The sequence below is a fragment of the Pseudomonas sp. WS 5146 genome, assembly GCF_012985495.1.
Taxonomy (GTDB): domain Bacteria; phylum Pseudomonadota; class Gammaproteobacteria; order Pseudomonadales; family Pseudomonadaceae; genus Aquipseudomonas; species Aquipseudomonas edaphica.
The window spans coordinates 1-26,525 of the sequence record NZ_JAAQWL010000005.1 but is presented as its reverse complement, the minus strand read 5'-3'; the positions used below and the strand labels follow the sequence as shown (position 1 = coordinate 26,525).

Sequence of the window (26,525 nt, the reverse complement as noted above, 5' to 3'; positions counted from 1 at the left end):
GGGAATCACTCGCAGGATCAATGGGCGTGCTCGGCCGAGCCTTTACCCAGTTCGGACTTGAGGATGAAGCTGCCGACAGTGGCCACCTGCGCCCCGGCCTCAAGGCCCTGGCGCACTTCGACGTAGCCGTTTTCGCTCACACCGAGTTCGAGGTGACGGGTGATAAAGCCTTGCGCAGTGCGCACAAACACTGAGGGTTTGTCCTCGACGGTCTGGATCGCGGTTTCTGGCACGGTGACCTTGGCCTGGTAGGTATCGGTGGCCAATTGCACCGTCACAAACAGGCCCGGGCGCCAGGCGTCATCGGGGTTGGGCACGGTCACGCGCACGGTGGCGGTACGCGTCTGCTCGCCAAGCAGGTTGCCCACATAGGCCACGGCGCCCTGCACCTGCGTGCCCATTTCCGTGGAGGTGACCTTCACCGGTTTGCCGACCCGGACCTTGTTCAAATCCTTGGGAAACACACCGAAGGTGATCCACACCTGGGACAGGTCCGAGAGCGTGAAGGCGTTGCTGGTCTCGCCGACCACCTCGCCGACGCCGAGGTGTTTTTCCACCACTACGCCGGCGAACGGCGCACGCAGTTCATAACGATTGCCGCCGACCAGGACCGCGCTGCCGCTGAGGGCAGTCATCTTCTGGCGCGCATTGTTCAGGGCGATTTCGGCCTCTTGCAAGGTCTGACGCGCCAGCAGGTAATCCTGTTCGGCGGAGATTTCGTCTTTCCACAATTGGCGCTCGCGTTGGAACGTAGTGCGCGCCAATTCGACCCGGCGCTCGCTGGCCGCCAGCTCGCTGCGCTGGTCGGAAATCTGCTGACTGGAGATGACCGCCAACAGCTCGCCTTTCTTCACCGACTGGCCAAGGTTGACCTTCACCGCCTCCACCACACCGGCCGCACGCGGGACGATGTGCGAGGTACGGTCCTCGTCGAAACGCACTTCCCCCGGCAGCGTCAGCACTGTACTGATCGAGCGCGGTTGCGCCTGGGCGAGTTGGATACCGGCGGCCTGGATCTGCTGTTCAGTGAGTTCAAGCGCGCCTTCTTCTTCATCGGCGACGGCAAAGCCAGACAGCATCAGGCCCAGGGCGACGGCCAGCGCCACGCCATGTTTATGTTTCATAGAGGACTCCAGAAAAAATCAAAACCGGGCGAGGTCGCCGTAAATTCGTTCGATGCGCACCCAGGCATCGGTGGCCTGGGCGGTCGCCGTGAGGTATTGGGTGCGTGCGGCGATCAAGGTGCGCTGGGCGTCGAGCACGTCGAGGAAGTTGAACTTGCCCATCTCGAAGCCACGGGTGGCGCTGTCCACCGCGCTTTGGGCGGCGGGCAGGATCTGTTGGTTGAAGGCGCGCACTTCGGTATCGGCGGTTTGCCACAGGTCCAGGGCCTGGCGGGTCTCGGTGCGCAGGCGCAGTTCGACAGCGTTACGCAGGTCGCGGGCCTGGTCGGCGCGGCGGCTGGCGGCAAGCACATTGCCCTGGTTACGGTTGAACAACGGGATCGGCATGGACACACCCACCACGTTCACACGTTCACGCACGCTGGCGTCGTACTGGCTGCCGATCGACACGTCGAGGTCGGGAATTCGCTGGGCTTTTTCCAGGCCCACGCTGGCCTCGTTTTGCTGAATTTGCAGTTCAGCCAGGCGTAACTCGGTGGTTTGCTCAAGGCGCGCCAGCAGTTGTGCCGAGGGCGGCAACGGTGGTGCGGATTGGCTTTGCGTGGCGACCGCCTGGAAGTCAGGGGTGGCGCTGCCGGTGCTGGCGGCGAGGCGGCGGTAGGCATCCGTGAGGCCGATCTGTGCGCGGTTGAGCTCCAGGCGGATCTCCGACAACTGCACCTGGGCGCGAGTGGCTTCTACCGGCGACGATTTGCCGGCTTTGACGCGGCCATTGGCGACCATCAGGCCGCGCTCGGCCAAGGCCATTGAGCGTTGCGCCAGGTCGAGGCGCTCCTGGGCACGCAGGGCGCCGTAGTAGCTGTCGATCACATCGGCGCGCAGGCCATTGCGCCGCTGCTCAAGGGTCAACGCGGCGGCATCCTGAGCGCGTGTTGCCACATCAATGCGCGCACCGCGTTTGCCGCCCAGCTCCAAGGTCTGGCTGAGTTTGATGGTGGTGGTGCGCGAGTTGCGGCGGGTGTCTTCGGCATCCCAGGAAGCCACTGGGTTGGGGATCAAGCCCGCCTGCTGGCGGCCGCCTTGGGCAATGTCGATTTCCCATTGCGCGGCGGCCAGGTCGGGGTTGTTGGCGAAGGCGGTTTGCAGGGCTGAATCAAGAGTCAGGGTTTGCGCCTGGGCAGCGTTCGCCGCTACCCACAACGCTGCGCCCCCCAAAAATGTTCTAAACGAAAGTGCCATAACGAGAGTTCCACGCCCATGAATTCGCTGAGGTTTACCAGCGGGGGCAATGTAGCTTTCGCGACTTATCAGAGCGGTGGAGCAAAGATTACAAATCCGAAAGGCACAGCCTCAAGCGTGCACCTCGTCAGGGTCGTCGTGATGAAAACCTTCGCCTTCGACCTGCAAGGTGACGTGGGAAATATCGAACTGTTCGTGCAGCAATTCCGTCACCCTTGTGAGGATTTGTTGCTCAGTGCCTTGGGACGGATCCGCGACCAAATGCGTGCTGAGCACATTCTTGCCGCTGGTCAGCGCCCAGATATGCAGGTCGTGTACGTCCTTGACTCCAGGCACGCTGCGAATGGCCTGCTCAACCTGATCGATATCCATGCCGTCCGGCACGCCTTGCAGCAGTACGTTCATGCTTTCCTTGAGCAGCGTCCAGGTGCGTGGCAACACCCAGAAACCAATCGCCGCCGCCACCACGGAGTCGACCCAGCCCCAGCCGGTAAACATGATGACCACCGCCGCGATGATCACGCCGATAGAACCGAGCATGTCGCTCCAGACTTCCAGGTAAGCGCCCTTCACATTCAGGCTTTCACCGCTGGCAGCACTGAGCAGGCGCATGGAGATCAGGTTGACGATCAGCCCCAGCACCGCAATCACCAGCATGCCGGTGGACTGGATTTCGGCTGGCGCCTGCAGTCGTTGATAAGCCTCGTAAAGGATGTAAAACGCCACGGCGAACAGCAGCAGCGCATTAAAGGCCGCCGCCAGGATTTCGAAACGCGCATAACCAAAAGTGCGCTTGCGGTCGGCCGCACGCTTGGCGACCTGAATGGCCACCAGGGAAATCGCCAGGGCCAGGGCGTCGGTCATCATGTGCGCGGCGTCGGACAACAACGCCAGGCTGCCGGTGACAAAAGCGCCAATAACCTCGGCAATCATGAAGCTGCCGGTCAGCCCCAGGGCCATCCATAACTTGCGTTCGTGGCCGGCGCGTACTTGGGCGTGGCTGTGTCCTGCGCTCATGGCATGTCCTCGTGGTGTGTAGTCCGTTGATCATAGAGCTATAGGCCAAATTCCCGCGCATACCTTGCAAACTTGTCACTCGCCCGCCAGCTCATCGTTAGATTGAGCGCACCAAAATCGCCCATGCATGCGCTGCGGCAGTTCTATCAGGTATGCTTTTCGAGCAGGAAACAAAAAGAAACAAATTAGCCAACCTGTTCGATAAGGAGTCCCGTTTTGGAGTTATCGACTGCCGCGTGGATGGTTCACGACACCCGCCTCATGTTTTGTGTTCTGCTGGCCATCGCCAGCATCATTGTGTTGATCAGCGCCACAAAACTGCCGCCGTTCCTGTCGATCCTGATCGGTACGTTCATCGCCGGTGTGGGCGCCGGGCTGCCGCCGGAAGAAGTCGCCAAAGCCTTCAGCAAAGGCGCCGGGGCGATCCTCGGTGAAGCCGGGATCATCATCGCCCTGGGCTCGATGCTCGGCGCGCTGATGGCCGAATCCGGCGCGGCCGACCGCATCGCCACCACCTTGCTTGGGTTGGGCAAAGGCAAGTCACTGCCGTGGGTGATGGCGCTGGTGGCCATGGTGATTGGGTTGCCGCTGTTCTTCGAAGTCGGCCTGGTGATGATGGTGCCGATCATCTTCGTGATGGCCAAGCGTTCGAACCAGCCACTGCTGAAAATCGCCATCCCGGCGCTGGCGGGCATGACCACCCTGCACGCCCTGATGCCACCGCATCCGGGGCCGTTGATTGCGGTGGGCGCGTTGCACGCCGACCTGGGCCTGACCATGCTGCTGGGCTTCTGCCTGGCGGTGCCGGCAGTGATTCTCGCTGGCCCGCTCTATGGCAACTGGCTGTCCAAGCGCCTGCACGTGGATGAGCCGGCCGACATCGGCGCGCTGTTCAGCGCACCGCCCAAGGCGCCACGCCAGCCGAGCTTCGGTGTGTCGCTGCTGATCATTTTGTTGCCGGTGATTTTAATGCTCGGCAGCACCTTGGCCAAAGTCGCGTTGCCACCCGAAAGCACCGTCGGCCTGACCTTGAAGTTCCTCGGTGAACCGCTGATTGCCCTCGGCCTGGCCGTGATCGCTGCCGTCATCTGCCTGGGCTGGGCCGCCGGCATGCCGCGTGCCGAAGTCGGCAACACCCTGCGCAAAGCCCTCGCGCCCATCGCCGTGTTACTACTGACCATCGGCGCCGGCGGCGGCCTCAAGCAAACCCTGCTGGACGCCGGCGTCAGCCAGACCATCAGCAAGGTCGCCGAAGGCGCGCACATGCCGTATCTGCTGCTGGCCTGGCTGATCGCCGTGGCCCTGCGCCAGGCCACCGGCTCGGCGACAGTTGCTACCACCACTACGGCGGGCATCCTCGCGCCGATGATGGCCGGGCTGGCCGCGACCCAGAGTTCCTTGGTTGCACTGGCGATTGGCGCGGGCTCGGTGTTCTTTTGCCACGTAAACGATGCTGGGTTCTGGATGGTGCGTGAGTATTTTGGTTTGCAGCTGAAGCAGACGATTTGGGTGTGGTCGGTGTTGCAGACGATTGTTTCGGTGGTCGGGCTGGTCGGTACGCTGCTGCTCTGGCACTTTTTGACCTGAAGACGCCACATCGAGGGGAAGCCTTCTTCCCCTCACTTTGTCAGTGATGTAACACGAAACGAGCGTCGAGTTTATCGAGCAATTCAAAGGTGTTCATATAGGGGACGCCAAACAGCGAGCAGACATTAGGAATGGTGTACTTGCGCTTGATGTCAGGGTTATAGACCTCATGCGTGACAACTACCGCCCCTGTCGTCATAGCCTTGGCTATCAGCCAGGCATCTGCGCCCTCAAGAAACTCCTCCAGCGCACCAGTCTTCATTACCGATACCTGTTCAGCAATTCTTGAGACGATATTCCCAAAGGCTGCTTGGGTCTGTTGATCGTTCGAGTCTTCAAACAAGCTGGAATTGCCCTTTACCCACTGCGTCAACTCGTCATTGCCTTTGGCTAACTCGTCACGAACCGGAACAATACTGGCAATTTCCAACGCCTGATGCTGCTGCAGTATCCAGGCCCAATAGCCTGGGCAAATGGTCATCGCGTAATAACGGTTCTTGGCCTCGATCAACGTATTCGAATCCAATAGATGCTTCATGCCGATAGCTTCATCCCATAAGTTTTCAACTTGGCTGGCTGCACACCCAACAGTTTTCCTGCGTCTCGCAACAAAATCCGCCCGCTCTGCGCTTCTGCGAGAACGGCCTTGCTCAACCGAGCACTGTTCCTGATAGCCGCTGTGCGGTAGTAATCCCCTCCACTACCCTCTTTATCTCGATACTCCTGCAAGATCCGACGGTAGTAAGTGCCGTATTGATCATTACTGATGTAGCCAAGGTCACGGGCACGACGGGCAATCACCAATGTACTGACGCGAAAACGTCCAGCCAATGGCCCCAAGTTTTCTTCCCAGTGGACATCCGAATCCCAATGCGCTCGAAAAACATTTTCCGGCGCCAGAAACTCTCCCGCCACGGCGTTGCAAAATGCTTCCTCCTGACGGGCACTTTGATTGCTGCCATCAGACACGCCCGTGCTGCCAATCCAGATGTGAGCCAGTTCATGCATTAAAGTAAAAAGGCGTGCCGTTGGCGCGTCCGCGCTGTTGATGAAAACCACAGGCGCCATAGGATTGCTGATCGCAAATCCTCGAAACTCACTGACATCAAGTTTCCTGTGGGTATTGCCCAAAGCAACACCACTGCGCATGACGAGAATCCCGGCCTCTTCTGCACCACTCACCAAAGCTCTGACATAGTCTTCATAACCCATTCGAGCAAAAGCATCCGTGACGCCAAGTACGCGACGAATATCTGCAACCACATCTTTGATGGCCGAACGGCTAGTGAAGCTTCCCACGAAGGGCAAAGGTGAACGCTCATGATCCTGCAAGTATTCCAAGTACCAGTCTTGCTTGCGGAGCACGTCTTTCACTGTGTCCATCAGGTTCAAGCTGGGCTTGTCTGGTAAAACGCCACCAAGGGTCCGCAGGTCTGGAAGAGGGAGATGCTCGGGAGGAGGAGCCCGGAGAAAAAGATAGCCGAAAGGGACGTGCACAATGGCGGCCCACTTTTGTGCCTGGTGAAAAGAGGGAAGGCTCTGGCCGCCTTCCCACTCCTTCAGCCTTTCCAATTTGACCATGAGGCCTTTTGCAACCTGCGCCTCAGACAGCCCCGCCCGCTGGCGAGACCAGAACAGGATTGCAGGGTTGATATAGGCGGTCTGAGTCATGGGGGGTAGATGTGCTCGTCAGGAATGGACGTGACTATAGGAGCGCCTCCCCTACCCGTCAATTAATGGCCCCAGGTGCCATTTGTAACAACGTTTACTGGGTGGCGCTTGCCAAACAGCGCCACACTCGCCACGCCCACCGCGCCCATCACCACGCAATACCCCACGCAAATCCACGGGCTGGTCGGCATCAACGCGATCAGCAACAGTGGCGTTGTACTCGCCCACAACGCATAGGCAATGTTGTAGGTAAACGAAATCCCCGACACCCGCACCTGCGCCGGGAACAGGCCGACCATCACCGACGGCACCGCGCCCACCACGCCGCAACTCAAGCCCGCCACGGCATACGCCGCGCCCAGCCACACGCCGCCACTGATCAGGCTGGCATACAGCACCGCAATGCCCACCGGCAGCAACAGGCTGTAGACCAGCACTGCGCGCCAGGCGCCGATGCGGTCGACCAGCAAACCGGCGAGTACGCAGCCGATATTGAGGAAGACGATCCCCAGCGCACTTAGGGCGAAGGTGTGGCTGGGGCTCATGCCAAAGGTTTTTTGCATCATGGTGGGCGTGATGACCACCAACACCACGACTGCCGAGGTCAGGACACAGGTGAGGATCATTGCCGGCAGCAATACAGCGCGATGGTCGCGCAGGACGGTGCGCAACGGCATTTCAGCGGCGGCCTGGCGGCGAGCCTGCATTTCGAGGAACACCGGGGTTTCGCTGAGCCAGCGGCGCAGCCACACGCCGATCACACCGAACACGCCGCCGAGCAGGAACGGGAAGCGCCAGGCGTAGTCGAGGATTTCAGCGGGGGTGAAGATTTGCGCCAGCAAGGTGGCCGTGAGTGCGCCGAGCAGGTAGCCGAAGGTCAGTCCCGCTTGCAGGAAGCCCAGCGCGTAGCCTCGGTGGTGGCGCGGTGCGTGTTCGGCGACGAAGGTCCAGGCACTCGGCACTTCGCCGCCCACTGCGGCGCCTTGCAGCACGCGCAGGGCCAACAGAATCAGCGGGGCGAAATAACCGATTTGCACGTAGGTGGGCATGATCCCGATCAGCAGGCACGGCAAGGCCATCATCAGAATGCTCAGGCTGAACACGCGTTTGCGCCCCAGGTGATCGGCGAAGTGCGCCATCAGAATGCCGCCCAGCGGGCGCGCCAGGTAACCGGTGACGAAGATGCCGAAGCTTTGCAGCAGGCGCAGCCATTCGGGCATTTCCGGCGGGAAGAACAATTGGCTGAGGGTCAGCGCAAAGAACACGAAGATAATGAAGTCGTAGATTTCCAGCGCGCCGCCGAGGGCGGCCAGGCCCAGGGTTTTGTAGTCGGAAGGGGAAAAACGCTGCGCCCGTGGGGAAAAGGTGGCAGTCATGTAAAGGCTCGGCAGACAAACAAAATGGCGTGCAGGTTATGAGCTGCGCCCAGTGATGGCAATCGCGACAGATATATTTGTTTTCCTCATGGATCGATGAAGATAACTGCATTCCCATATCAATGCCCGTAGCGGAACATGCCGTAAAACTGCCAACACCCATAATAAATACAAGAGGAAAGACTCGTGGCCGATGCTATCGAAGAAAGCCGCTATGCCCGATTTGCCCTGCGCTGTTCCAACTTCGCCGAACGCTGGTTTCCGGATTCCTGGGTGTTTGCCGCCCTGGCGGTGATCATTGTTGCCGTGGCGACCCTGGGCATGGGTGCCGCGCCGACCGAAGCCGCCAAGGCCTTTGGTGACGGGTTCTGGAGCCTGATCCCGTTCACCATGCAGATGGCCTTTGTGGTGATCGGCGGGTATGTGGTGGCCAGTTCGCCGCCCGCCGTGAAGCTGATCGACCGTCTGGCACGTATCCCCAAGAATGGCCGCTCGGCCGTGGCGTGGGTCGCGTTGATTTCCATGGTCGCCTCTTTGCTCAACTGGGGCTTGTCCCTGGTGTTTGGCGGTTTGCTGGTACGCGCCCTGGCCCGTCGCACGGATTTGCGCATGGATTACCGCGCCGCCGGGGCTGCGGCTTATTTGGGTTTGGGCGCCGTGTGGGCATTGGGGCTGTCGTCGTCGGCGGCGCAGTTGCAGGCCAACCCGGCCAGTTTGCCGCCGTCGATCCTGTCGATCACCGGGATGATCCCGTTCACCGAGACCATCTTCCTGTGGCAATCGGGCGTGTTGTTACTGGCGCTGATCGTGGTGTCGCTGATCATCGCCTATGCCACCGCACCCGGCCCCAATAGTGCGCGTGATGCCAAGGCCTGTGGTGTCGACCCGGCCTTCAATATGCCCAAACCACAACCGCCGACGCGTCCGGGCGAATGGCTGGAACACAGCCCGCTGCTGACCATCCTGCTGGCCTTGCTGGCGGCTGGCTGGTTGTTCCATGAGTTCTCGACCAAACCTGCGATCAGCGCGATTTCGGGGCTTAACACCTATAACTTCCTGTTCATCATGGTCGGTGCGCTGCTGCACTGGCGTCCGCGCAGCTTCCTGGATGCGGTGGCGCGTGCCGTGCCGACCACCACGGGCGTGCTGATCCAGTTTCCGTTGTATGGCTCGATCGCCGCGTTGATGACCGTGGTGAAAGGCGGTGACGGCCAGACCCTGGCGCACCATATCTCGTTGTTCTTCACCTCCATCGCCTCCCACGACACTTACGCGCTGTTGATGGGCGTGTACTCGGCGGTGCTGGGCTTCTTTATCCCGTCGGGCGGTGGCAAGTGGATTATTGAAGCGCCTTACGTGATGCAAGTGGCCAATGACCTGCAATACCACCTGGGCTGGGCGGTGCAGATCTATAACGCGGCTGAGGCACTGCCGAACTTGATCAACCCGTTTTATATGCTGCCGCTGCTGGGCGTGCTGGGGCTGAAGGCACGGGATCTGATCGGGTTTTCATTTGTGCAGTTGCTGGTGCACACGCCGCTGGTGTTGTTTCTGTTGTGGGCGCTGGGGACGACGTTGAAGTATTTGCCGCCGGTGATGCCTTAAACGCCCCTGACTGCGCTTGTTGCACAGGCGCAGTCAGGCTGGAACCACAGGAAGGCGATGCAATAGATCAGGCAACGCATCCTGGATCGTGTCCCAAACCACATCGAGGTTGATATCGAAATAACCGTGGGCAATCCGGTTGCGCATCCCGCGCATGCTACGCCAAGGGATCTGCGGGTGACTCGCAGCGAAATCTGGATGCTGATCCATGATTTTTGTTGATGCCTCACCAATGATGATCAGACTCATGACAACTGCTTGTTGAGTACGTCTGTCTTCCAGAAACTCTTCTTTGTTCAAGCCGTCAACAAATGTGATCGCATCAGCGGTGGCTTGCCTTATGTGATCCAAGTAGTCCCCGAGGCGATTTACTGTCATACCGGGCGTGCCTCAGCCAACACTTTTGCGCGAAACTTCAGTGGTAAATCGCCAGGCGTCAGCAGGTCCACATTGACCCCGAGCAGATCCTCCAGCTCTACCTGCAATCCACCAAGATCAAAAAGCGTGGTCCCCGGCGGAGCATCTACCAGCAGATCAAGGTCGCTACCTTCTTGATCGGTACCCAGCAAGACAGACCCAAACACCCTTGGATTTGAGATACGGAAACGCCCCACCACCTCTCTGACGGCGGCCCGTTTTAGATCAAGGGCGATTGAAGGTTTCACGGTTCACCTCGGTGGCATCCATTATTGACGCAGTTTAGCAGTGCCAGGGTGTGTGTATACATGCCCGATTTCTTACATCAACCTCGTCATTGCGTCACATTGCATTGCTAATTCCCTGGCCAGATGTATCGGGCTTTCCCACTTATTGCAGTGACAGCCTCTGACTTCCCTCCCTCGCGCCTTTGATTAACCTGCCTTGGATTACCACCCACAAACACCAAGGAAAATCCGATGACGCCCCTGTCCAAATCACTGGAAGAGTTGATCAATGATATTTACAAGGACGACCACGTGTCGTTCGTCGAGTACACGGCTCTGCGAGACGATGCCGATCGGCGTATGGCTGCCGTCGTCAATGAGTTTGGCCTGCACAATAACGTCACAGCCTTCCAAAAAGTGATGGACGTGGCCATGCAGCTTTTGCAAACCACGGTCATCGATGCAAAAAAAGCCAAGCTGACCGACACGGGTGAGGCAATCGTCAAGGATGCGCTGACGGCTCAAGTGGAGTACTTGCGCGCGGGCAGCCAACTGGCACTGCACTTGCTGTGACCACCCTTTAGCTTTCTAACCGCTGTCTTCGTTCCGTCACATTGCATTGCTACCGTCCTGCGAAATATCTTGCAACAATCAGCCAGCAGGAACGCCCAACAATGAGTGACGAGCACGAAGACCGCCCTTCTCCCGATTCCGTAACCCAACCGGCCGTGGACACCAGCCGTCGGCGTTTCCTCGGGGGCGCGGCGGTGCTGGGGGTTGGTGCGACCTTGAGTGCTTGCGGCAATACCAGCGAGCCTGCGGGCAAGCCAGAGGTGCGGCCGCTTACACCGCAAGAGCTGGACAAGGCCTTGCACGAGCAGGTGAAGACAGTCGTGGTGATCTACGCCGAGAACCGCAGTTTCAATAACCTGTTCGCAGACTTCCCTGGCGTGGAGAAACCACTGTCGGCGCTCTCCGCAGCCGACGTGCAGCAACGTGACCGTGATGGCAGCCTGCTTAGCACCCTGCCACCGGCCTGGGGCGGCGTGTTGCAAGTCGGCCCGCAAAGTGTGGACGGGGTGACTTACCCCAGCGAAGTGCAATTCCAGGAAAACCTGCCCAACGCGCCATTCGCCCTCAAAGGCCCGAATGCCGAGGACCTGCCTTTGAGCCTGGTCACTCGTGATTTGTGGCATGTGTTCTACCAGAACCAGATGCAGATCAACGGCGGCAAGAACGACAACTTTGTCGCCTGGGCCGATTCCGGTGGCTTGGTGATGGGGTACTACGCCCAGAGTCGATATTCCCTGCGTCTGTGGGACGTGGCCAAGGAGTTTGTGCTGTGCGACAACTTCTTCCAGGGCGCTTTCGGTGGCTCGTTCCTCAACCACCAGTACCTGATCAGCGCCACCGCGCCGTTTTATCCGAATGCCGCACAATCGGTGGCCAAGGCGCAAATAGCCACGCTGCAAAGCGATGACCCCACCGACCCGCGCCTCAAGCCGCTGGACAAGTCGCCGGCCAGCGCCATGACCGGCCCGCCGCAGTTCGGCCCCAGCGCCTTGACGCCGGACGGTTACGGCGTGAACACCCTGGCACCGCCATACTGGCCGACCTGGATCCGCGACCCTCAAAACCCGGACTATTCCAAGCCCGATCTGCCCAACGTGCTGGTGCCGCAAACCCACGAACACATTGGCGACAAACTGTCGAAAAAGAACGTCGATTGGGCCTGGTACGCCGGGGCCTGGCAAGCGACGCTGGACCAGTTCAAGGACTCGGGCGGTATCCCGAAGATTCCGAACTTCCAGTACCACCACCAGCCGTTCAACTACTTCAAGCAACAAGGCCCGCAAAACCGTGCTGAGCGCGACAAACGCTTGCGTGACGGCGGTTTGGGCGATGATTCCGGCACCAACAAGTTCTTCGCCGATGCCCAGGCCGGCAAGCTGCCCGCCGTGACGTTCTACAAGCCCCAGGGCAACCTGAACATGCACGCCGGCTACGCCGATGTGGCCTCGGGCGACCGCCATATCGCCCGCGCCTTGAAAGTGCTGCAAGAAAGCCCGCAGTGGAAAAACATGGTGGTGGTGGTCACTGTCGATGAAAACGGCGGCTGGTGGGACCACGTGGCACCGCCCAAAGGCGATCGCTGGGGCCCGGGCACGCGGGTTCCGGCGCTGGTGGTGTCGCCGTTTGCACGCAAAGGCACGGTGGACCATACGGTTTACGACACCGCGTCGATCCTGCGTCTGATCACCCGCGTGTTCCAGCTGGAGACACTGGACGGCCTCAAGCAGCGCGATGACGCGATGATCGCCCGCGGCCAGAAGCCCATGGGCGATTTGAGCAACGCCTTGCAGTTCAACCGGTAGGTTTTCTTATCCAATAGCGACATGCCTGGCGATTTAGCACGCGGTTTTCCTGGTCAACCGCTACTGTGTGCAAGTGGGCTTTCACCCCGCGCAGACGGGCTTTCGCTGACAAGGAACCAACTATGTTTAAACCGACCAGGCTGTCCTTCACCCTGGCCGCACTGCTGACCAGTGCGGTCGTACAGGCCGACATCGAAGTACCACTGGGCAGCACGCAACGCGTCACCCAACTGTTCGCTTTCCCCAATAACTGCAACGTAATCTGCTTTCGGCCATGGACGCTGGAGCAGACCGCCGAGCACTATTTGAACCAGAGCTTGCAGCGCGACGGGTACAGCCGTGCCAAGGTCAGTGTGAAAACCCACGACGGCCAGGTTTCAGCCACCTTCAGCGGCGTGCCCGAGCATTACGGCCAGCCCCTGACCACGCTGCTCAACACCGCCGACCTGGCCTACCAGGGCGCCAGCAAACTTAACAGCGACGGCAAGTGGGCCTACAACTGGTACTTGTTCCTGCCGCTGGGCATGGCCCTGGAAAACCGCAAGAGCATCGAACTGCTGCACTTCCCGCCCGACTACTCGCTGACCCAGGCCCAGGATTACCTGGAATCGGCTACCACTGACCGCTGGGCCACTTTGCTCACGGACAATGGCATCCCGGCCACGGAAACACCGGCCTACCAGACCATCATCGATATTGCGCCGATCGCCGCGCCGTCCAATGCGGGCAAGGACCTGGAAAACGTCTACAGCTACTTTGCCGACTACCAGACGCGCATGGTCAAGGAGCTGAGCCTGCACGCCAACGGCTCATTGCCGATGGTGGCATTCGGCGCACCGGTGCGTAACTGGATCAAACAACAGTACGGCCAAACCGTCGCCGTGCTGGGGCTGGCGCAGATCAGCCCGGTTGCCGGTAAAACCGTGTCGGTACTGGGCTCCAACCACCCGAGTTACATCTGGTATGCGGCAGATCCGGCCAGCTATGACGGCAATGAACAAAAAGCCGATGAGGCCGGTTTGAAAGTGATGGGGCAAGATTTGAGCGCCGCCTGCTGGCAAGCCGGCATGGGCCAGAAACCCGCCAGTGACCCGAATGTGTTGCTCAAGGCGTGCATGAACACCTGGCAAGTCACGCGCAAGGAGCAGACCTGTGAGCTGTTCTACACCTCGGTGCGCAACCTGACCCCGGAGCAAGCCAACGCCAAATGCGCCACCCCGCCCATCAAGGCGCAGTTGAAACAGCTGAAAGACGCCGCCCCAATCCCTGCTGTTACTGCCCCTGCACTGTAAATCGTACAAAATATAACCGGTTTCTACTGTCAGATCTGACAGTAGAAATCGCCTACAACTTCAGCGAGTCTTGAACGGCACCCATCCGCTGCAAGACTGGAAGTCAGACCCCATCGCAGGTCGATGCAGCCTAGCCCAGGAGAGTTATGAAAACTCAAGCCATGGATAAGGCTAAAACTGCTGTGAGTGACTGCCTTTACCCCTTCAAAACGGTGCTCGTTGAACAGGGTTACCCTTCGAGTGAACACTTCCAGGTCGTACACGATGCCAATGGCATTGGCGCCGCGCTCAAAGCATGCGTCGCCTTTGACAGCCGCGTGCGCATTGCCAGAGTGTCCGGCTATGCGTTGAGCGAACGACGTGCCCACACCTTGCAGCTCTCGTCACGCATCCACCTCTATGACCCGTGGTTCAGTCGCCTGATGTTGCACTCCTGCAATCCGAACGTGTTTTTCGATGCCACGTACCTGGAAGTCTGGACCGTGCAACCCATTGCGCCCGGCACCTTGCTGACGATGGATTACGCCACCACCGAAGATGCGCTGTTCCGGCAGTTCGCTTGCCAATGCGGCGAGCTGAACTGCCGGGGCTGGATCACCGGCGCCAAGGAGCCATTGAGCGCCGAAGGCCAGGCGTTCATGACCCACTGGCGCGTGCGCAAACGGCCTTAGGCTTCGCCCAGTGGGCGCAGGCGATATTGCGGCGGCAGTTGCTCGAATCCACTGATGGTGGTGTTCAAGCTCTTCCAGCGGCCATCCTTGATGCCGTAGATGCAGCCGTGAATCGACAGGCTCTGCCCGCGGTGCCAGGCGTTTTGCACAATGCTGGTGTGGCCGACGTTGGCGACTTGCTGAATCACGTTCAGCTCGCACATGCGGTCCACCCGCTCCTCCTCGGTGGACAGTTGGGCCAGCACCTCGCGGTTTTCGTAATAAAGGTCGCGAATAGTGCGCAGCCAGCCGTCGATCAGGCCGAACTGGCGGTCCTGCATCGAAGCGCGCACGCCGCCGCAGCCGTAGTGGCCGGTGACGAGGATGTGTTTGACCTTGAGCACGTCCACCGCGTACTGGATCACCGACAGGCAATTGAGGTCGGTGTGCAGCACCACGTTGGCCACGTTGCGGTGCACAAACAGGTCGCCGGGCAGCATGCCGACGATTTCGTTGGCCGGTACACGGGCGTCGGAGCAGCCGATCCACAGGTATTCCGGGGTTTGCTGGCGGGCGAGCTTGGCGAAGAATTCGGGATCTTCCTGTTTGATCGCATCCGCCCAGCGTTCGTTGTTATCAAGCAGGTCTTGTAGTTCGTTCATCAGGGAAAGCCTCAGGAATGATGCGCAGCTTTGTGACAGACAACCGCTCGTCCGGGTCACGCCCGGGCGCAATTAGCTTGAATCTTTGGGGCGCCGTGCCTGTCCACACACTATAAGCCCCACAGTATGAGGATTGGCCATGACTGAATCACGACGTCCCTACGGCGCTACCCAACCCGAACCGATTGATGACAACGAAGACCGCATGGGCGAGATGCGCGAGCTGGATTTTGACGAGCAAGAGCCGACCGCAGAAATCGGTGATGAGCTGCCGCGCCGCGAGCGCGAACACCTGATGCCCGACGAACGGGTACGTGAAGCCGGCATGACCGGGGCTTCGACCGATGATCATGAGCCCACGGATGATGACATGAGCCCGGAAACGCTGATCCATGAGGATGGCGCCCGGGATGCTCGTGAGGCCGGTGAGGATAATCCGGCGGATTATGACCTGAGCATTGTGGATGAGGACGAGATTGGCGGTGGCAATGGCCTGGACGAGGCGGAATTGGCAGATATTGACCCGATAGACGGTAACCGCTGACACAACACAGTTGAGCCTGTGAATACTTCCCCTGTGGGAGCCGGGCTTGCCCGCGATGCAGGCGCCTCGGTGTTTCAGCCAGACCGAGGTGATGCTATCGCAGGCAAGCCAGCTCCCACAGGGGCCGGCTTGCACATCGGGTTTATGCCTTAGTCGACCAGCGTACAAGCCATTACGACGGCATCCTCGCGCCCACCCACGGCCGGGTAGTAATCGCGGCGACGGCCGATTTCGTTGAAGCCGTAGCGCTCATACAAGCGAAACGCGCCAGTATTGCTGTCGCGCACTTCCAGGAAGCACTCCCGCGCACTGGCGGCATAAGCGCGCGACATCAGGTGTTCCAGCAGCGCCAACCCCAGGCCACGGCCCTGGTTTTCCGGTTTGACGGTGATATTCAGCAAGTGCGCTTCATCGAGGATGATCTGCACCACACCGTGGCCCACCTGCTGCTCACCTTCAAACATCAGCCAGATCTGGTACTTGCCCAGCCCATCAAGAAAAATCCCACGGGTCCAGGGATGGCTGAACGCCGCGTATTCAATCTTCAGTACGGCGTCGAGGTCCGCCTCGGTCATCGGGCGGAACGATAAAGCTTCACTCATCGGTACTTTTCCAGCGCGCCATCAGCCGGCGCATGGCTTGCCAGACATCAGCCTTACGCTGTGGCTCTTCCATTAATAATTCCAGGCCCGGCAAGGCCCATACCGAGCCCAGGCCTTCGACCTGCAGCTCGCGATACCAGGCTTCGGCATTCGCCTCACCGGCAAAACGCACGGCGGGCAGGCCGATCAGCCACAGGCACACGCAGGGTTCGTCTTCCAGGCGCGCCGAGACAAAACCCTGGACAAAATCCCGTGCAGCGTCCGGGCCCTGGTCCATGTTGCCGCGCACCAGCAGCGGCCAGCGCACGGGGTCGCCGACGATTTGCGGGCTGTCGGGCAGGCCGGCGGCGCGCAGCATGTCTTTTAGCAGCATGTAGGCCGGGTCGCGGGTCTGAAAACGTTCGCCGGTGGGCAGTTCCACCAACAGCAGGCAACGCCCGGCCCGCAGTAATTGCAGGGCGAAACGTGGCGGTGGCACCACTGCTGCCTTGGCCACCGGCGCTGGCGTTTCGGCCGCCACGGGCTTGGCCACGGGTGACGGGCGCGGCACTTCAACTTTCACGCGTTCGACAGCGGGGCGAGCCTCTGGCGTGGGTTTGACCACCGCCACCGGCGCAGCAGCCTCCTCGCCCGACACCTCGAACGCCTCATAAGGCTCAAGCGCCTGCAGCAGCTCGGGCCGCGATGGGGCGGCAAACGGCAGTTCGGTGCGGGGCAGCCAGTTGACCACCTGCATGGCAGTCAAGTAAGCGCGACGTCGGGACTCGATAAGCACAGCTCGGCCACTTGTGGATAACTAAAGAGCGGGGATTCTACCGCTGTTCGGTAACAATCGCCCACTGCGCACTGACCGGCTGTGGATAAATCCCGCGCCTGATGCAGTACAATCGCGACTTTTATTCGCCAACCAGCCGGCCATTCCGATGATCGAACCCAAGCGCGTCTTGCGCGCCCTCGCCGAACACTGGGCCCTGCTTGAGCCACTGTGCGAACACTTCGACCAAGGCACCTTGAGCCTGGGCGAGCTGCGCGCACAACTGGCGGCCCAACAACTGGACAGCACGCCACAGGACATCACCAGCCTGTTGGACGTGTGGATTCGCCTGGATATCCTGGTGCCTGTCGCCAAGAGCCCGAACCGTTTCGAGCTCAATGCACAGATCCACGACTTCCTCGCCTATCTTCGCAAGGAGCACCGGCTTGGCCTGTGCCTGGAAATCGAAGCCTACCTGCGCCACCTTGAGCGTCTGGCCGGTTACATCCAGGACGCCTTTGACATCCGTGATGGCCACGACCTGGCCCGCCAACTGCGCTTGCTGGATATGCGTGTGCGGGACGTGCTGAAAAAACTCGCCAACGACGAACAAGCCCTGGCGGCCGTGGCCGACCGCGCCAAGACCAGCGACCGGCAAATCCCGTTGCGCCAGCGTTACGCCGAGGTACTGGCGACCTGGGACGAATACGTCGAACCCATGATCCAACTGGTGAACGCCGACGGCGCCTTCGAGCAAGGCGTGCGCAAGGTCGAGAATGTGCTGCTGCGCATGCTCACCGAGCAGCAACGCCTCGGCCATCTGGTCGACGACGATATGCTGCTGCGTACTCACGCGCGCATCCTCGAAATGCAAACCAGCGCCCAGCTCACCTTGCGCCATGCCCGCGAACTGCTGCTGCCGCTGCGCGAAGAAGCGCGCCGCCACAACGCCGTGACGCGTGGCGCGGCGCTGGCCTTGTCGGCCATTCGCCGTAAAGGCCTGGACGCGGTGCCGCAAGCGGCGATGCCGATGTTTACCCGGCCTCAAAGTACCTTCCTGGGCAGTGCCAGCCAGGTCGAAGCGTACGTGTATGCCCTGGCCAATTTCGAGCCGAAACCGGCGCGTTTCCCCAAGGCGCACAAATCCCACAAGGGCGAAGCCCAGCGTGCGCCGCGCACGGTCAAGGAAATGCTCGAGCGCTGCGAAGACGCGCTACCGATGCCGGACCTGATGACCTGGCTGCTGGAGCAGGAACCGGACGGCGCCACCGATGAATTGCTGTACTGGTTCTCACGGCTCTCGCGGGAAAAACGCTTCAAGCGCGAACGCCTGGAACGCCGCGACTACCACACACACGAGCACCAGGTCAGCCTGCGCTCATTCGCCCTGCTCCCGGCTGGCACCGATGCCACCGAGAATTCTGCGAGCACGCCTTATGCATCTTGATCTATCCGAACTGTCCCAACTGGCACCGATCTTTCGCGAGCTGTTCAAGGGTTACCACGTCAGCCGCCGCGACCCGGAGCTGTACGCACAACTGTCGAACTTCCAGGACCAGTACCGCACACTGTTCAAGGCCCTGGGCTTTGAGCTGGTGTGTGACACACGCGGTTTCTATTACTTCGTGCCGGACACTGCCGTGGCTGCGGCGCAGGTCAACAAGACCGCGCAACGTCTGGCGCTGTTCACCTTCATCATCGTCGAGCACCTGGCCGACCAGGGCCGCGACCCGGTCGCCGTGCTCGATGGCGGCAGCCTGGGCCGCGATGAGTTGCCGTCGTTGCTGGAAAAGTACCGCGACCTGTTTATCCAGGCCGAAGTGCAGACCCAGGAAGAGCTCGAAGAAAAGATCATGCGCCGCATGACCCAACTGGGTTTTGCCAGCGAAGACAACGGCATCTATCGCTTCCTGCCGCCGATGCACCGCTTCCTTGATGTGTGCCTGTCCGTGCAGCAGGACCGTGACCTGGCCGCCAGCGTGCACAGTGTGTTGCCATTGCCGGCGCCGGTAATCATCGATGAAGACAGCGATGAAAAACTGCTGAAAACCGATGACCCGCTGGACCTCAGCGACTTCGCAGAAGAAAGCGAAGAAGACGCCCTGGCCCGCGCCATTGCCGAAGAACAGGAGACCGACGCATGAGTAAGGAACGTTACGGCATCCGCCGCTTCGCCCTATTGAACACCGCGGGTTACAGCCTGGGCTTGTTCCCGCTGGAGGAACCGTTGTCGGTGTACGGCGCGAATAACCTGGGTAAATCTGCGTCGATCAACGCCTTGCAGTTCCCGATCCTGGCGCGTATGTCGGACATGAGTTTCGGCAAGTACACCCTGGAACAATCGCGGCGCTTCTACTTTGCCACCGACACCAGCTACATCCTCGTGGAAGTCTCGCTGCCCCACGGCCCGCACGTAATCGGCGTGGTCGGGCGCGGCCCGGGCGGTGGTTTCGGTCACCAGTTCTTTGCCTATGCCGGCAAGCTGGACTTGGCCCACTACCAGAAGAACGACACCTGCCTGCGTCAAAAAGAGCTGTTCACCAACCTTGAGCGCGAAGGCCTTAAAGCCTACGAACTCAAACCGGATGAACTGCGCCGTTTGCTGGTCGGTGGCCACACGTCAATCCCACTGGACCTGACCCTGATTCCGCTGCGTTCCACCAGCGAACAGAGCCTGAAGACCTTCCGCGCGCTGTTTATCAACCTGCTGCACATGCGCGAAATCACCGCGGCCAAGCTCAAGCAATTGTTCCTGGATGCGTTCGAACACAGCCTGCGTTCCGGCAGCGTGGACTACATCGCTGCGTGCGAAGAAGCCTTCCGTGATGTAAGGCGCATGGAGCAGGACTACAACTCGCTGGTGGCTGCCGGGCCGTTGGTTGAAGCGCTCGCCAATGGCGTGCGCTTGCGCGATGTATTGCGCGGCAAATTGCATCGCCTGTCGCCCTTGCTGGATTCGTTGCTCGGCACCTGGTCAGACTACGCCAGTGCGCGCAAGGAAGAGCTGACCATCCAGGCCGAGCACTACCGTAACGAGCAGGACGCGCTGCAAAACGATCAGCGTGGCGGTACCCAGGAGCTGATGCGCCTGGAGCGCGAGATCAGTGGCATCCAGCGTTGGTTGGGCGAGCTGTCGGTGCTTAAGCATCGCTTTGCGCTGGTGGATGACGTCAAGGTGCTGGAGCAGCAACTGTTGGCGGCCAAGGATGCCCACGATGAATTGGCGGGCGCCCTGGCGCAATCCCGTCAGTTCAGCGCTGAGGACCTGGATGAGCGCTTGCGTGACCTGGAGAAACGCCTGAAGTCGGTCAAGCAACAGCTCGACCATGCCGACAACAACAGTTACGCCAAACTGCGTGAAGAATTCTCACAACAGGACGTCGAGCGTCTGATGCGCCTGTTCAACAGTTCGTTGTTCAGTTTGCCGCTGGGCGAGCATGGCATCACGCTGGATGAGGATGGCCAGTGGGTTAAATCCCTGGAGCAGATCCTTGATGGCTTCAAGGGTGAAAAATTTGAAGTGCCGGGGCTGTCGATCGACATCTCCCATATTGAGCCACCGGCCTTGCAGGCGCTGGCCGATCGCGCGGCGTTGCGCGACCAGAAAGAGCGCCTGGAAAAAGAACTCAAGCAGCTCAAGACGCAGCAGGCCGTAGCCTCTGACCGTGCGGCGAGCAAGACCCAGACCGAAGCCCTGTACCAGCAAGTGCTGGATGCGCAGAAGGCGCTGGAAGACTTCCGTCGCGCGCAAACCCTGAGCGCGGAAGAAGGCGAGAAGCTCGAAAACCTGGCGCAGATGGAAGCCGCGCAAGATGAGTTGAAGCGCTCCAGTGATGCCTTCACCGAGCGTGTCCAGCAGTTGTCGGCCAAGCTGCAACTGGTCGGCCGTCAGATCGGCGATATGGAAGCCAAGCAACGCACGCTGGATGACGCCCTGCGCCGCCGTCAGTTGTTGCCGGCCGACTTGCCGTTCGGCACACCGTTCATGGACCCGGTCGACGACTCGATGGACAACCTGTTGCCATTGCTCAATGACTATCAGGACAGCTGGCAAGGTTTGCTGCGCGCTGATGGCCAGATTGAGGCGCTGTATGCACAGGTGCGCCTCAAGGGCGTGGCCAAGTTCGACAGCGAGGATGACGTAGAGCGTCGTCTGCAATTGCTGATCAACGCTTATGCGCACCGCACCGATGAAGCCCTGACCCTAGGCAAGGCGCGCCGTGCAGCCGTCACCGATATTGCGCGGACCTTGCGCAATATCCGCAGCGACTACGACAGCCTTGAGCACCAGTTGGCCTTGTTTAACCGCGAGATCAACAAGCGTCAGGTGTCCAACCTGCAAAGCTTCCGTATCGTGCTTGCACCGAACAAGGAAGCCCTCAAGCATATCGACCAGATCATCCACAGTGCCGGTCAGTATGAAGAAGGCGAAACCCTGTCGGTGTTCGACCTGAGCCAGAGCGCCGAACAGGACAACAAGAACGAAGAGGCCAAGGAATACCTGGCCCGTCTTGTGGCCGCCAACCATAACCAGTTGGGCCTCAAGGACTTGTTCGAGCTGGCATTTGAAATCACCAAGGTGCATGGCCAGCCGGTGATTCACACCGACATCGACGGCGCGGCGTCCAACGGCACCACCATGACCATCAAGGCGCTGACCAACATGTACTTGTTGCTGCACTTGATGGACCGTGACCAGGCCGGGCGCGTGCGTTTACCGTACTACCTCGATGAGGCAGCGGACATCGATGAGAAGAACCAGGCGGCGTTGCTGGAAACCAGTTTGCAGCTGGGCTTTGTGCCGATTTTGGCCAGTGTGAAGCCGCAGGTGTCCGCCCAAGTGGCGATCGACCTGGAAGGCGGCAGCGGGCCGAATGGTATCTACATTGATGAGGCGGACTGGAAGTACATCCGTCGTCATGATGTGGTGAAGGCGACGGTGAATGTGCAGGCGGATGAGCCGGAGTTGGATGAGGTTTAATCGGAGACGCTGAAATGCAAAAGGCCGCGATCTGTTTGGATCGCGGCCTTTTTTATGGGCTGGGGTTTTGCAGTCATGGTGGGGGCCTCATCGCGGGCAAGCCCGGCTCCCACAGGAGTTATGCATTCCAATGTGGGAGCCGGGCTTGCCCGCGATGGCCGCGCCGCGGTCTACTTGCCCAATGGAATCTTAGGCGCCCAGGTCAGCCACTCATCCTCAAACTTATCAAACAACGGGAACGTCTGCTGCGGTCGCGCCGCATTGCCCATGCGCTCGCCATCCGGCGTGGCAAAGGCGATACCACCGGCCACCAACGTCTCCAGAGATTCCGTGCGCACCGTCGCCCCCTTGAACAAGCCGAAGTCCAAACCAAACCCACTGCTATTCCAGAAGCGGCTGCCACTGCGCACCAGTGGTGCGTATTTAGGTTCGATCAAAATGTGGATCAGCACCCGGTCGGCGGTCTGGCCCAATTCGTAGCCGGTGACTTTGCCTACAGTGACTTCACGGTAAGTGACGGGCACGCCTTCCTTCAACGAACCACGGCGTGCGGCGCTGAGGACCAGGCTCAGGCCTTCTTGCTGGTGAACAGCCTCTGGTGGCTTGTCCAACGCGACGAAGCTCTTTTGCGGCCCGGCGTTTTTCACGGCGGGCTGCACTTCGATGTATTGGCCGGTGACCAGAGTCTCCAGGTTTGCGGTTTTCATCAGGCCCAGCTCAGGCTTGACCACCCAGAACTGGCTGCCGCTGCGCGCGATGCGATCAGCCACTTGGGTGATCCGGGCGCTGAGCAGTACCGACTGCATGTCGGCGCTGAGGTCGACGTTCTCGATCTTGCCCACGTCGAGGCCTTTGAAGCGTACGGGCGTGCCGGGGCGCAGGCCGTCGGCGCGATCAACCTTGATGGTCACCAGGGTCCCGTGCTGGTTGGCCGCGTCGCGATCGGCAAACAGGCGGAAACGCGGGATACGTTTTTTCAACGGTACATTCTGTTCCGGGGTTTCGAAGGCGATACCGCCAGCCATCAGACTGGCCAGGGATTCACTCTTCACCTGGATGCCGCCGGTAAGGCCGCCAGTCAAGGTGACGCCGCTGGCGTTCCAGAAACGCGTTGAACCGTTGACCAGGTTTTCGTATTCCTTCTCGATGTGGACGCCGATCACCAGTTGCTTGTTCTTGCGCGAGAACTGGTAGCTCTGCACCGAACCGACCTTGACCTGTTTGTAGAGAATCGGGCTGCCCACATCCAGGGAGCCTAGGTTGTCGGTGAAGAGCACCATGTGCAGGCCGGGGGAGCGTAAGTCCAGTGGAGGTGCTTTGGCCCGGGCAACGTACTCACGTTGCGGTGCGCTACCTTTGTCACCGGGACGGATGGCAATGTAGTTACCTTTTACCAACGCCTCCAGACCGGTGATGCCGGCCAGGGAGATGGACGGCTTGACCACCCAGAACTGCGTGTCTTGCACCAGGTAGTCTTCGGCGAGTGGGTCGAGGGTCAGCTCGGCATGGGCGCTGGACAGGTCCGGGTCAATCTTCAGGGTTTTCAGGCTACCAACCTGGATGCCCTTGTACATGACCGGGGTGCGCCCAGCCTGCAGGCCTTCGAAGTCGGTGAGCTTGACCTTGACCTTGATGCCGGCGGCGGCGGCGTCGAAATCCTCATAAAGACGGAAAGGCAGGCTCGGATCGGTCGGCGGGCTGTCCTTGCGATTTTCTGGGGTGGCGAACGCGATACCGCCGGCGACGATGCTGGACAGCGATTCGCTACGCACTTTTACGCCGGACAGGTTAGCGTCGATGCTGATGCCGCTGGCGTTCCAGAAACGCGTGTGTTTGCGCACCAGGCTGGCGTAAGTCGGCTCGATGTAGACCTTGATCTCGACGGTGCTCTGGTCCTCGGACAGCAAGTAGCTTTTGACCTGGCCAACCTGGATCTGTTTGTAGAACACCGGGCTGCCGCGGTTCAGTGAGCCGAGGCGATCGGCTTTAAGGGTCAGGTGCAGGCCAGGCTTGGCGTCAGATAACGGCGGCTCTTCGGAGAGCGCCTTGAATTTGCGCGTGGGCTCGCCATCGCCAGGGCTGGCGGCAATGTAGTTACCCGAGACCAGGGTTTCCAGGCCGGTGATACCGGCGAGGCTGACGCTGGGCTTTACCAGCCAGAAGCGTGTGTTGGTCTTGAGGTATTGCTCGACGTCCTTGTTCATCTCGATGGTGGCGATCACCCCGCGATTGCTGCCTTCGTCATCCAGGGCCAAGGCTTTGACCTTGCCCACCGTCATGCCTTTGTAGACCACTTCGGTTTTGTTGACCTGGATGCCCTCGCCACTTTCAAAGCGCACCTGGATCTCGATGCCCTGTTGGGAATAGGCACGCCATCCCAGCCAGCCGCCGATGATCAGCGCAATCAGGGGAAGCACCCAAATGGCCGACCAGTTAGAGGCCGGGCGGGTTTTAGCTTTAGGCAAATCACTCATGGTCGTCGTCCGACTCCGTGTTATCCCAAATCAGTCGGGGATCAAAAGTTACTGCGGCAAGCATCGTCAAGATCACCACACTGGCGAACGCTGCAGCACCAAGGTTGGCCTCGACACTGGCAAGTCGCCCAAAGTTAACAACCGCCACCAGGATGGCGATCACGAAGATATCCAGCATGGACCAGCGGCCAATGAATTCGATAAAGCGGTACATGATAATGCGTTGTTGTGCGGACAACGGTTGGTGACGTTGCACCGAGAACAGCAACAGGCCAATGCCCACCAGCTTGAACGTCGGCACCAGAATACTGGCGATAAACACCACCGCAGCGATGGGGAACATTCCGTGCTGCACCAGCTGAATCACGCCCGCCATGATCGTACTGGGATCACCCTGGCCGAGAGAGTTGATGGTCATGATTGGCAAAAGATTGGCCGGGATATACAGGATCGCTGCAGTGATCAGCAACGCCCAGGTACGCACAAGGCTGTTGGGGCGACGCGCATGGATCAGCGCACCGCAACGGGTGCACAGTTGCTCATCGGTATCCGCCTCTTGCTTGTTCAGCTCGTGGCATTCGGTACAAATCAGAATGCCCGCATCAATCGCCCGCATGATCATCCTCTCCTGAAAGCGCTTGCCAGATCTGGTGGGGCGACATCACCACCTCCAGCAGTACTTGAACCACTAATAGGCTGACGAAGCAGACAAGCCCCAGGCCAATGGTGATGGAGGCCATGTCCGCGAGCTTGACGATCGCGACCAGCACGCCCATCAGGTAAACCTCCAACATTCCCCAATCCTTCAGGTGATGGTAAATGCGGTAAAGCAACAGCCCATAACTGCGGCCGATGTTCCAACGGATACTGAGCAACACCGCCAATTGGCAGAGCAGCTTGAGCAGGGGAATGCCCATGCTGCACAGGAACACCACGGCTGCGACACCTTGCATGCAGGTATCGAACAGACCTACCACGCCGCTCCATACGGTGTCCTGCGAAGACTGCCCGAGAAGATTGAGCTGCATGATGGGTAAAAAGTTCGCGGGGATGTACAGCAACAGTGCAGCCAGCACCAAAGCGAGGCTTCGCTCAACCACGTTGTGGCGGTGAGCGTAAAGCTCGTAACCGCAACGTGGGCATTGGGCTTTTTCACCGAGGGCGAGTGCGGGTTTGCGCATCAGCAAGTCGCACTCATGGCATGCCACCAGATCCTCAAGTGGTAACTGCGACACCTCGACGGTATCAACCGGATCGGGCATAGATAGGGCTCGAACTCTAAAAAAGGTTAGGTGCCTATTCTAATGGTCTGGTTCAGAAATAACTGTGCAAATTTGTCGGCAGCTTTGGACCGGTTTGGGTTTTCGACCGCCCAAAACAAAACCCCTGATTGCGTTAGCAATCAGGGGTTTCGGAATTTAATCTTGACGATGACCTACTCTCACATGGGGAAACCCCACACTACCATCGGCGATGCATCGTTTCACTACTGAGTTCGGGATGGGATCAGGTGGTTCCAATGCTCTATGGTCGTCAAGAAATTCGGGTACTGAGTCGTAGCCAGTTGGCTTCGCTTCAGCAAATTGGGTATGTGACAGCTTTCGGTGTTTTGTGAGCGTCGAACTTTCGGTTCATCTCGTCTTCACACACCGCAATCTGGCCTTTCGACTCAAATTGCTTGGGTGTTATATGGTCAAGCCTCACGGGCAATTAGTATTGGTTAGCTCAACGCCTCACAGCGCTTACACACCCAACCTATCAACGTCGTAGTCTTCGACGGCCCTTCAGGGGACTCAAGGTCCCAGTGAGATCTCATCTTGAGGCTAGTTTCCCGCTTAGATGCTTTCAGCGGTTATCTATTCCGAACATAGCTACCCGGCAATGCCACTGGCGTGACAACCGGAACACCAGAGGTTCGTCCACTCCGG

At 59.7% G+C, this 26,525-nt stretch carries 24 protein-coding genes and 2 rRNA genes; 10 read left to right on the top strand and 16 right to left on the bottom strand.

The features are described from left to right. Positions 1-17: 17 nt before the first annotated feature. The 3 genes from HBO41_RS14785 to HBO41_RS14775 form a co-directional block, all read right to left on the bottom strand. On the bottom strand, positions 18-1,124 hold the full coding sequence (locus tag HBO41_RS14785) for an efflux RND transporter periplasmic adaptor subunit (protein ID WP_169986780.1): 1,107 nt from the start codon (positions 1,122-1,124) through the stop codon (positions 18-20). An 18-nt stretch (positions 1,125-1,142) separates the two neighbouring features. After that, the gene (locus tag HBO41_RS14780; RefSeq protein WP_138450296.1) at positions 1,143-2,363 is read right to left on the bottom strand and encodes a TolC family protein; all 1,221 of its coding nucleotides are present in this window, start codon (positions 2,361-2,363) and stop codon (positions 1,143-1,145) included. A gap of 111 nt (positions 2,364-2,474) precedes the next feature. Next, a complete protein-coding gene (locus HBO41_RS14775; protein ID WP_017134522.1) occupies positions 2,475-3,380 on the bottom strand; it encodes a cation diffusion facilitator family transporter in 906 nt (301 codons plus the stop codon). A gap of 216 nt (positions 3,381-3,596) precedes the next feature. On the opposite strand from HBO41_RS14775, the gene HBO41_RS14770 reads away from it, so the two are divergent. Next, entirely contained in the window at positions 3,597-4,967 is a 1,371-nt protein-coding gene (locus tag HBO41_RS14770; RefSeq protein ID WP_017134523.1) for a gluconate:H+ symporter, read from the top strand. 40 nt (positions 4,968-5,007) lie between these two features. On the opposite strand, the gene HBO41_RS14765 is transcribed toward HBO41_RS14770, so the two are convergent. From HBO41_RS14765 to HBO41_RS14755, 3 genes are all read right to left on the bottom strand, one after another. Then, positions 5,008-5,505 carry a DUF4411 family protein gene (locus HBO41_RS14765; RefSeq protein ID WP_169986777.1) on the bottom strand — a complete coding sequence of 166 codons (498 nt, stop codon included), beginning with the start codon at positions 5,503-5,505 and terminating at the stop codon, positions 5,008-5,010. Beyond that, the gene (locus tag HBO41_RS14760; RefSeq protein ID WP_169986775.1) at positions 5,502-6,638 is read right to left on the bottom strand and encodes an XRE family transcriptional regulator; all 1,137 of its coding nucleotides are present in this window, start codon (positions 6,636-6,638) and stop codon (positions 5,502-5,504) included. Before HBO41_RS14760 ends, HBO41_RS14765 begins: the two co-directional genes overlap by 4 nt. Before the next feature lie 62 nt (positions 6,639-6,700). Further along, positions 6,701-8,014 carry an MFS transporter gene (locus HBO41_RS14755; protein ID WP_169986773.1) on the bottom strand — a complete coding sequence of 438 codons (1,314 nt, stop codon included), beginning with the start codon at positions 8,012-8,014 and terminating at the stop codon, positions 6,701-6,703. A gap of 186 nt (positions 8,015-8,200) precedes the next feature. Between HBO41_RS14755 and HBO41_RS14750 the strand changes: the two genes are divergently transcribed. Next, positions 8,201-9,619, top strand: a complete 1,419-nt coding sequence (locus HBO41_RS14750) for a short-chain fatty acid transporter (protein WP_074854380.1) — start codon at positions 8,201-8,203, stop codon at positions 9,617-9,619. A 33-nt stretch (positions 9,620-9,652) separates the two neighbouring features. Here HBO41_RS14750 and HBO41_RS14745 read toward each other — a convergent pair whose 3' ends face one another. Both HBO41_RS14745 and HBO41_RS14740 read right to left on the bottom strand, forming a co-directional pair. After that, a complete protein-coding gene (locus HBO41_RS14745) occupies positions 9,653-9,997 on the bottom strand; it encodes a DUF86 domain-containing protein (RefSeq protein ID WP_169986771.1) in 345 nt (114 codons plus the stop codon). Then, positions 9,994-10,284 carry a nucleotidyltransferase family protein gene (locus HBO41_RS14740; protein WP_017134527.1) on the bottom strand — a complete coding sequence of 97 codons (291 nt, stop codon included), beginning with the start codon at positions 10,282-10,284 and terminating at the stop codon, positions 9,994-9,996. Before HBO41_RS14740 ends, HBO41_RS14745 begins: the two co-directional genes overlap by 4 nt. A gap of 231 nt (positions 10,285-10,515) precedes the next feature. Between HBO41_RS14740 and HBO41_RS14735 the strand changes: the two genes are divergently transcribed. The 4 genes from HBO41_RS14735 (at position 10,516) to HBO41_RS14720 (ending at position 14,601) form a co-directional block, all read left to right on the top strand. Continuing rightward, the gene (locus HBO41_RS14735) at positions 10,516-10,836 is read left to right on the top strand and encodes a hypothetical protein (protein WP_017134528.1); all 321 of its coding nucleotides are present in this window, start codon (positions 10,516-10,518) and stop codon (positions 10,834-10,836) included. Between the two features lie 101 nt (positions 10,837-10,937). Continuing rightward, positions 10,938-12,638, top strand: coding sequence for an acid phosphatase (gene acpA, locus HBO41_RS14730; RefSeq protein WP_017134529.1), 1,701 nt, complete (start codon positions 10,938-10,940; stop codon positions 12,636-12,638). Between the two features lie 122 nt (positions 12,639-12,760). After that, on the top strand, positions 12,761-13,930 hold the full coding sequence (locus HBO41_RS14725; RefSeq protein WP_169986769.1) for a hypothetical protein: 1,170 nt from the start codon (positions 12,761-12,763) through the stop codon (positions 13,928-13,930). A gap of 146 nt (positions 13,931-14,076) precedes the next feature. Then, the gene (locus HBO41_RS14720) at positions 14,077-14,601 is read left to right on the top strand and encodes an SET domain-containing protein-lysine N-methyltransferase (protein WP_169986767.1); all 525 of its coding nucleotides are present in this window, start codon (positions 14,077-14,079) and stop codon (positions 14,599-14,601) included. Here HBO41_RS14720 and can read toward each other — a convergent pair. Next, positions 14,598-15,242 carry a carbonate dehydratase gene (gene can, locus HBO41_RS14715; RefSeq protein WP_099549196.1) on the bottom strand — a complete coding sequence of 215 codons (645 nt, stop codon included), beginning with the start codon at positions 15,240-15,242 and terminating at the stop codon, positions 14,598-14,600. The genes HBO41_RS14720 and can overlap by 4 nt on opposite strands. Before the next feature lie 139 nt (positions 15,243-15,381). Between can and HBO41_RS14710 the strand changes: the two genes are divergently transcribed. Next, positions 15,382-15,786, top strand: a complete 405-nt coding sequence (locus HBO41_RS14710; protein ID WP_017134533.1) for a hypothetical protein — start codon at positions 15,382-15,384, stop codon at positions 15,784-15,786. A gap of 149 nt (positions 15,787-15,935) precedes the next feature. On the opposite strand, the gene rimI is transcribed toward HBO41_RS14710, so the two are convergent. Both rimI and HBO41_RS14700 read right to left on the bottom strand, forming a co-directional pair. Next, positions 15,936-16,388, bottom strand: a complete 453-nt coding sequence (gene rimI, locus HBO41_RS14705; RefSeq protein ID WP_005784514.1) for a ribosomal protein S18-alanine N-acetyltransferase — start codon at positions 16,386-16,388, stop codon at positions 15,936-15,938. Beyond that, positions 16,381-17,124, bottom strand: a complete 744-nt coding sequence (locus HBO41_RS14700) for a hypothetical protein (protein WP_026013484.1) — start codon at positions 17,122-17,124, stop codon at positions 16,381-16,383. Before HBO41_RS14700 ends, rimI begins: the two co-directional genes overlap by 8 nt. A gap of 187 nt (positions 17,125-17,311) precedes the next feature. On the opposite strand from HBO41_RS14700, the gene mksB reads away from it, so the two are divergent. From mksB to mksF, 3 genes are read left to right on the top strand one after another with little or no spacing between them, the layout of a single operon-like run. Further along, the gene (gene mksB / locus HBO41_RS14695; protein ID WP_017134535.1) at positions 17,312-18,589 is read left to right on the top strand and encodes an Mks condensin complex protein MksB; all 1,278 of its coding nucleotides are present in this window, start codon (positions 17,312-17,314) and stop codon (positions 18,587-18,589) included. Beyond that, positions 18,579-19,286 carry an Mks condensin complex protein MksE gene (gene mksE, locus HBO41_RS14690; RefSeq protein ID WP_017134536.1) on the top strand — a complete coding sequence of 236 codons (708 nt, stop codon included), beginning with the start codon at positions 18,579-18,581 and terminating at the stop codon, positions 19,284-19,286. Before mksB ends, mksE begins: the two co-directional genes overlap by 11 nt. Then, positions 19,283-22,123: an Mks condensin complex protein MksF gene (mksF, locus tag HBO41_RS14685; protein ID WP_056859191.1), complete on the top strand. Its 2,841-nt coding sequence runs from the start codon at positions 19,283-19,285 to the stop codon at positions 22,121-22,123. Before mksE ends, mksF begins: the two co-directional genes overlap by 4 nt. A 170-nt stretch (positions 22,124-22,293) precedes the next feature. On the opposite strand, the gene HBO41_RS14680 is transcribed toward mksF, so the two are convergent. The 5 genes from HBO41_RS14680 to HBO41_RS14660 all read right to left on the bottom strand — a co-directional run. After that, on the bottom strand, positions 22,294-24,597 hold the full coding sequence (locus HBO41_RS14680) for a PqiB family protein (protein ID WP_017134538.1): 2,304 nt from the start codon (positions 24,595-24,597) through the stop codon (positions 22,294-22,296). Further along, entirely contained in the window at positions 24,590-25,213 is a 624-nt protein-coding gene (locus tag HBO41_RS14675; protein WP_017134539.1) for a paraquat-inducible protein A, read from the bottom strand. Before HBO41_RS14675 ends, HBO41_RS14680 begins: the two co-directional genes overlap by 8 nt. Beyond that, on the bottom strand, positions 25,200-25,859 hold the full coding sequence (locus HBO41_RS14670; protein ID WP_169986764.1) for a paraquat-inducible protein A: 660 nt from the start codon (positions 25,857-25,859) through the stop codon (positions 25,200-25,202). Before HBO41_RS14670 ends, HBO41_RS14675 begins: the two co-directional genes overlap by 14 nt. A gap of 160 nt (positions 25,860-26,019) precedes the next feature. Beyond that, positions 26,020-26,135: ribosomal RNA gene (gene rrf, locus HBO41_RS14665) — 5S ribosomal RNA — on the bottom strand. Positions 26,136-26,286: 151 nt separating this feature from the next. Beyond that, positions 26,287-26,525, bottom strand: a 23S ribosomal RNA gene (locus HBO41_RS14660); the annotation flags it as partial.